Here is a 6,156-nt window from a genome sequence, read left to right as displayed (position 1 = left end):
CAAGCTGGCTGATACACCGCTATCGGGGGCAAGCCCCCTCCCACATTTGGATCTTCTTTATTGCTCAGTCAGCACATGGCCTGACTGGTTTATTTCTCGACGAAAGCGCGCTCGATCAGGTAGTCACCCGGCTCACGCATGCGCGGAGAAACCTTCAGGCCGAAGCTGTTCAGCACTTCGCTGGTTTCATCCAACATGCTTGGGCTGCCGCACAGCATGGCGCGGTCGTCCTCGGGGTTGATCGGTGGCAGGCCGATGTCGCTGAACAGCTTACCGCTGCGCATCAAGTCGGTCAGGCGGCCTTCGTTTTCGAACGGCTCGCGGGTCACGGTTGGGTAGTAGATCAACTTGTCACGCAGTGCCTCACCGAAGAACTCGTTCTGCGGCAAGTGCTCGGTGATGAATTCGCGGTAGGCGACTTCATTGACGTAACGCACGCCGTGGCACAGGATCACTTTTTCGAAACGCTCGTAGGTTTCAGGGTCCTGGATCACGCTCATGAACGGTGCCAGGCCAGTGCCGGTGCTGAGCAGGTACAGGTGTTTGCCCGGCTTCAAGTCGTCAAGCACCAGGGTGCCTGTCGGTTTTTTGCTGATAATGATCTCGTCGCCTTCCTTCAAATGCTGCAATTGGGAAGTCAGCGGACCATCGGGCACCTTGATGCTGAAAAACTCCAGATGCTCTTCCCAGTTCGGGCTGGCAATGGAGTAAGCGCGCATGAGCGGGCGGCCGTTGGGCTGTTGCAGGCCGATCATCACGAACTGACCGTTCTCGAAGCGCAAGCCCGGATCGCGGGTGCACTTGAAGCTGAACAGAGTGTCGTTCCAGTGATGAACACTGAGGACACGCTCGTGGTTCATGTTGCTCATGTACGGGGGACTCCTGGAAATGGGTCTGCGCCAGAAAGATAGGTGCGCAATTGCACCGTATTCTAATGGCGGCGACAATATCTGTTAACTGGATTATTAAGATAAGGGTTATCGGTTATATCGATATGCGATTTACTCTCCGTCAACTGCAAGTCTTCGTCGCCGTCGCCCAGCAGGAAAGCGTCTCCCGCGCTGCTGGCCTTCTGGCCTTATCTCAATCCGCCGCCAGTACCTCGATCACCGAACTGGAGCGCCAATCCAGCTGCCAATTATTCGACCGCGCCGGCAAACGCCTGAGCCTCAACGCCCTCGGCCACCAGCTGCTGCCCCAGGCCGTGGCGCTTTTGGACCAGGCCAAGGAGATCGAGGACCTGCTCAACGGCAAGTCCGGCTTCGGCTCCCTGGCGGTCGGCGCCACCCTGACCATCGGCAATTACCTCGCCACGCTGTTGATCGGTAGCTTCATGCAGCAGCACCCCGAGAGCCAGGTGAAACTGCACGTGCAGAATACTGCGCATATCGTGCACCAGGTGGCGCACTACGAAATTGACTTGGGTCTAATCGAAGGCGACTGCAGCCATCCGGATATCGAGGTGCAAACCTGGGTAGAAGATGAGCTGGTGGTGTTCTGCGCACCGCAGCATCACTTGGCCAAGCGCGGTGTGGCGACCATGGAAGAGTTGACCCATGAAGCCTGGATCTTGCGCGAACAAGGCTCGGGCACGCGCCTGACGTTTGACCAAGCCATGCGCCATCATCGCAGCGCGCTGAATATCCGCCTGGAGCTGGAGCATACCGAGGCGATCAAGCGGGCAGTGGAATCCGGGTTGGGAATTGGCTGTATCTCCCGGTTGGCGCTGAGGGATGCGTTCCGCCGTGGAAGCCTGGTGCCGGTTGAAACACCGGACCTGGACCTGGCCCGGCAGTTCTACTTCATCTGGCATAAGCAGAAATACCAGACCTCCGCCATGCGCGAGTTCCTGGAACTGTGCCGCGCTTTCACCGCTGGGGTTCAGCGCAGCGACGAGATCGTGCTGCCAAACATTGCCTGATCCTTAGATCAGGATCACGGCCCACACCAGGGTGATCATGGTCAGCGCCACAAACTGCGCGGCGCTGCCCATGTCCTTGGCGTTTTTCGACAAGGGATGACGGTCAAGGGAGATCCGGTCAATGGCGGCCTCCACCGCCGAATTGAGCAACTCGACGATCAGCGCCAGCAAGCACACGGCAATCAGCAAGGCGCGTTCAACCCGGCTGACATGCAGGAAAAAGCTCAACGGAATCAGGATGACGTTCAGCAATACCAACTGACGGAAAGCCGCCTCGCCAGTGAAAGCCGCGCGCAGGCCATCCAGGGAATAGCCCCCTGCGTTGAAGATACGTTTGATACCGGTTTGACCCTTGAAAGGCGACATAGATGTAGGCAACTGAACCAAAGAAGTGGGGAAACTAGATCACGCAAAGTCAAAAAAGCGTGAATCGGGTACATCTTAATGCTGTGAAATTGACTCAAGTTGTTGCAAGAGCAGCGCCGCCTGGGTGCGCGTGCGCACGCCCAGCTTGCGGAAGATTGCGGTTACGTGGGCCTTGATGGTCGCTTCCGACACACTCAGCTCGTAAGCAATCTGTTTGTTCAACAAACCTTCGCAGACCATGGTCAACACCCGGAACTGCTGGGGCGTCAGGCTGGCCAAGCCGTCACGGGCGGCCTTGGCTTCGTCGGAGACGTTGATCTCTTCAAACGCTTGTGGCGGCCAGGATACATCGCCATCCAGCACCTTGCGTACAGCTTCCTGGATCTGCGCCATGGCACTGGACTTGGGAATAAAGCCGCTGGCACCGAACTCTTTGGAGCGCACCACCACGTCAGCTTCTTCCTGGGCGGACACCATGACCACCGGGATCTGCGGGTATTGCCCGCGCAGCAATACCAAACCAGAGAAGCCGTAGGCGCCAGGCATGTTCAGGTCGAGCAGCACCAGGTCCCAGTCCGATTTTTCGGTGAGACGGGCCTCCAGTTCAGCAATGCTGGCCACTTCGACCAGTCGGACATCGGGGCCAAGGCCCAGGGTTACGGCCTGATGCAGCGCACTGCGAAACAGCGGATGGTCATCGGCTATCAGGATTTCGTATGTGGCCATTGATTAAATGATCCTGTTTTTTATGGGAGCCCTGATGGGTTCAGGGTTCGCCAATTCACATGGCGGCGGCCAGGCAGCCATCGCCACAGGGCAGGTCCGGCGTCAAAGTCACTTGAAACAACGCCGGAAACTCACGGTTGCGCCCCAATCGGCGCCCAGCATGCCCAGCGTAGCCTGGGGGGTCAAGCAGTACGCCCATGGGCATTTTAGCGGGTTGACCGGCTTCGGTGCCATCATGCAAACGTCGTCTGGTTATACCGTCGGAACATAGGGTGCCAAGCGCGTATGAACAGGGTCCGCCAGGTCCAAAGGCATCTGGAACTTGGCCGCCAGGTAATGCGTACTGAATACATCAAGGTAGGCATCCAGCACTTCGCAGGCCGCTTGATCGTCAGCCAGCTCCAGGCACAGCGCCGCGACCTCGGCAGTGCAGAAGTGGTCATCGCGCTTGGAGCGACGCAGTTTGTAGCGCGACAGTTGCTCCGGCGCCAGACTCAACACCGGCAAATGTTCCAGGTAGGGGCTTTTGCGAAACATCTTGCGCGCCTCACTCCAGGTGCCGTCCAGCAAGATGAAGAGTGGGCGCTTGCCCGCCTCCAACTTGACCTCGCTGACGACCCGTTCAGGCGCAACGAACTCGCCGGGAAAGACGATATACGGTTGCCATTGTGGATCAGCCAGCAACGTCAGCAACTGGGGGTCGACTTCGGTACGAGACCAGGCGAACGCCGTGGTGTCGTCGATCACATCGGCGATCAGCCAACCGGTGTTACTGGGTTTCATCGGCTCGACATCGTGCATCAGCAGACACATCGCGGACTTGGCCTGCACCTGTGGCCGCCAGGCGCACAGGCAATACTCGGGAATCACCCGACAGCCTGGGCACCGCTCGGCACGGGAACCACGATTGAGGAAGGGCCTGACGGCGCGTGCCAGACGTTCAGTACGCAGGCGGGAGACGGCGTGACTCATGGGATAGGGTAAATCGACACAGGAAAACTCGGTGAAGGCTTAAGTGGCGGCAGTTTACCAGCGATACGCCTGGCTGTAGTGGCAACGGCTCACCTATAATTGCGCGCCACTGAACGCACAGCGTAGTGGCTGGTCTATGCACCAGTAACCGAATCAGGAGAGTTTCATGCTGCGTTCCATGCTGCGTCTTGTCGCCCCATCCGTCGCCCTTGCGCTGGTCTTGCCCGTGGGCGCCCACGCGGCCTCGCTGCTGGAGGCCCAAATGAACAGGAAGCTGCAAAGCGTCGCGGCCGAAAGCAACAAGGATCTGCCTCGGGAAATCGATGAAAAAACCCTGGAAGTGGCCTACACCGTTGAAGGCATGCAACTGATTGATCACCTCAGTGTGCAAGCGGACCGGGCGCAACAAATGCGCGACAACCCTAAAGCCGTGTATTTCCAGCTGGGCCAAAGCGTATGCCTGAACCAGGGTTATCGTGAACTGATGGCCAAGGGCGCGGTGATGCGCTACGAAATCACCGAGAACAAGACCAACCGCCCTGTGGCGTCAGTCAAGTTCGTAGAAGCCGATTGCCCTGCACCGGCTGCGGCCAAAAAGAAAAAGTAACCTTTGCTGCTCCCCGCGCGCTGCTGTCCAGTGGTGCGCACTTCCCCACTTCAGTTCCTGCCAGCCACTAAACTCCATGCTGAACAACCAATAAGCGGTTGCCAGCCAAGGGTTTTTCGGCCCATGATCAAGCCATCCCCTCATTTCGCTCACAGCAGTTCCCCCTGCTGTTCTGTAACATTTTCAGGGCAAAAGAGGCCTGCCCTCCTGCGGCATGCAACGACACATGCAGTGTCGTGGCCCCCGACGATGCGCTCGTCGACTACCCAGGCCCTGTAAAAAAGGAGAAGTTGAATGCCTTACGAATCGAATGATCGCCTGATCCGACATTTTGAAGAAAACGGGACTGACCTCACGCAGCAGGTCGATGCGCAGCTCCAGATAATCGCCCCCAACAGCCCGAATATCCCTCTCTATCGCGACATGATCCTTACCGTCTTGCGCATGGCTCAAGACGACCGCAATCGCTGGAACGCCAAAATCACCTTGCAAGCGATCCGCGAGCTGGATAATGCCTTCCGCGTGCTGGAACAGTTCAAGGATCGACGCAAAGTGACAGTGTTCGGTTCGGCACGCACGCCCGTCGAAAGCCCGCTGTATGCCTTGGCCCGGGAAGTCGGTGCGATGCTGGCCCAGTCGGACCTGATGGTGATCACCGGCGGCGGCGGCGGCATCATGGCGGCCGCGCACGAAGGCGCAGGCCTGGAGCACAGCCTCGGTTTCAACATCACATTGCCGTTTGAACAGCACGCCAATCCGACCATCGATGGCACCGAGAATCTGCTGTCATTCCACTTCTTCTTCACCCGCAAGCTGTTCTTCGTCAAGGAAGCAGATGCATTGGTTCTATGCCCGGGTGGTTTTGGCACGTTGGACGAGGCGCTGGAAGTACTGACGCTGATACAGACAGGCAAGAGCCCACTGGTACCGGTGGTGCTGCTGGACGCGCCAGGTGGCGGGTTCTGGCAAGGTGGCCTGGATTTTATCCGCAACCAGCTGGAAGCCAATCGTTACATCCTGCCCACCGACCTCAAGTTGGTGCGCCTGGTGTACAGCGCTGAAGAAGCAGTGGAAGAGATCAATCGGTTTTATGCCAACTTCCATTCCACGCGCTGGTTGAAGCGTGAGTTTGTGCTGCGCATGAATCATCCACTGAGTGATCGTGCATTGGCTCACTTGCAGAGCGAGTTTGCCAGCCTGCGTCTGAGTGGCGAATTCCAGCAGTTGGCCTACACGGGCGAGGAACAGGACGAGCCGAGGTTCAGCCATTTGACCCGGCTGGTGTTCAACTTCAATGGGCGGGATCAAGGCCGGTTGCGGGAACTGGTGGACTACATCAACTTGCCGGAAAACTGGGCGCAAGCCCAAGGCAAGACACAGCAACGGGTGGCGCCCGAGCCGGCTTGAATTTTAAGCAAAAAAAAAGGCCCACTATTTTCATAGTGGGCCTTTTTAGTGAGCGGGTGTAGCAATTGGGGCGGCTGCGTAAGCCAAGGTAATGCCAGTCACTTAAACGGTGAGATGTAGAACGCGTCATCTGTAGTGAGCGGGCTTGTCCCGCGCT

8 protein-coding genes are annotated in these 6,156 nt (G+C 57.9%); 3 read left to right on the top strand and 5 right to left on the bottom strand.

The window, feature by feature from the left end:
- Positions 1 to 89: 89 nt before the first annotated feature.
- Positions 90 to 869: a ferredoxin-NADP reductase gene (fpr, locus tag ACRESD_RS01055; RefSeq protein ID WP_003189055.1), complete on the bottom strand. Its 780-nt coding sequence runs from the start codon at positions 867 to 869 to the stop codon at positions 90 to 92.
- Between the two features lie 125 nt (positions 870 to 994).
- On the opposite strand from fpr, the gene ACRESD_RS01050 reads away from it, so the two are divergent.
- Positions 995 to 1,921 (top strand): LysR family transcriptional regulator, encoded by a 927-nt coding sequence (locus ACRESD_RS01050; RefSeq protein WP_431749230.1) that lies wholly within the window; start codon positions 995 to 997, stop codon positions 1,919 to 1,921.
- Between the two features lie 3 nt (positions 1,922 to 1,924).
- Here ACRESD_RS01050 and ACRESD_RS01045 read toward each other — a convergent pair whose 3' ends face one another.
- From ACRESD_RS01045 to ACRESD_RS01030, 4 genes are all read right to left on the bottom strand, one after another.
- Complete coding sequence (locus ACRESD_RS01045; RefSeq protein ID WP_017137081.1) at positions 1,925 to 2,287, bottom strand: diacylglycerol kinase; 363 nt, start codon at positions 2,285 to 2,287, stop codon at positions 1,925 to 1,927.
- 75 nt (positions 2,288 to 2,362) lie between these two features.
- The gene (gene erdR, locus ACRESD_RS01040) at positions 2,363 to 3,013 is read right to left on the bottom strand and encodes a response regulator transcription factor ErdR (protein ID WP_431749229.1); all 651 of its coding nucleotides are present in this window, start codon (positions 3,011 to 3,013) and stop codon (positions 2,363 to 2,365) included.
- A gap of 55 nt (positions 3,014 to 3,068) precedes the next feature.
- The gene (locus ACRESD_RS01035) at positions 3,069 to 3,212 is read right to left on the bottom strand and encodes a hypothetical protein (RefSeq protein ID WP_431749228.1); all 144 of its coding nucleotides are present in this window, start codon (positions 3,210 to 3,212) and stop codon (positions 3,069 to 3,071) included.
- Positions 3,213 to 3,265: 53 nt separating this feature from the next.
- Entirely contained in the window at positions 3,266 to 3,985 is a 720-nt protein-coding gene (locus ACRESD_RS01030) for a tRNA-uridine aminocarboxypropyltransferase (RefSeq protein WP_431749227.1), read from the bottom strand.
- Positions 3,986 to 4,151: 166 nt separating this feature from the next.
- Between ACRESD_RS01030 and ACRESD_RS01025 the strand changes: the two genes are divergently transcribed.
- Together ACRESD_RS01025 and ACRESD_RS01020 are read left to right on the top strand one after the other, a co-directional pair.
- Positions 4,152 to 4,592, top strand: coding sequence for a PA3611 family quorum-sensing-regulated virulence factor (locus ACRESD_RS01025; RefSeq protein ID WP_431749226.1), 441 nt, complete (start codon positions 4,152 to 4,154; stop codon positions 4,590 to 4,592).
- A 294-nt stretch (positions 4,593 to 4,886) separates the two neighbouring features.
- On the top strand, positions 4,887 to 5,999 hold the full coding sequence (locus tag ACRESD_RS01020; protein WP_431749225.1) for a TIGR00730 family Rossman fold protein: 1,113 nt from the start codon (positions 4,887 to 4,889) through the stop codon (positions 5,997 to 5,999).
- Positions 6,000 to 6,156: the final 157 nt, after the last annotated feature.

Origin of the sequence: Pseudomonas sp. (genome assembly GCF_050739995.1) — a bacterium.
Taxonomy (GTDB): domain Bacteria; phylum Pseudomonadota; class Gammaproteobacteria; order Pseudomonadales; family Pseudomonadaceae; genus Aquipseudomonas.
The sequence above is the reverse complement of the archived record's forward strand: the minus strand, read 5'-3'. Positions and strand labels throughout refer to the sequence as shown.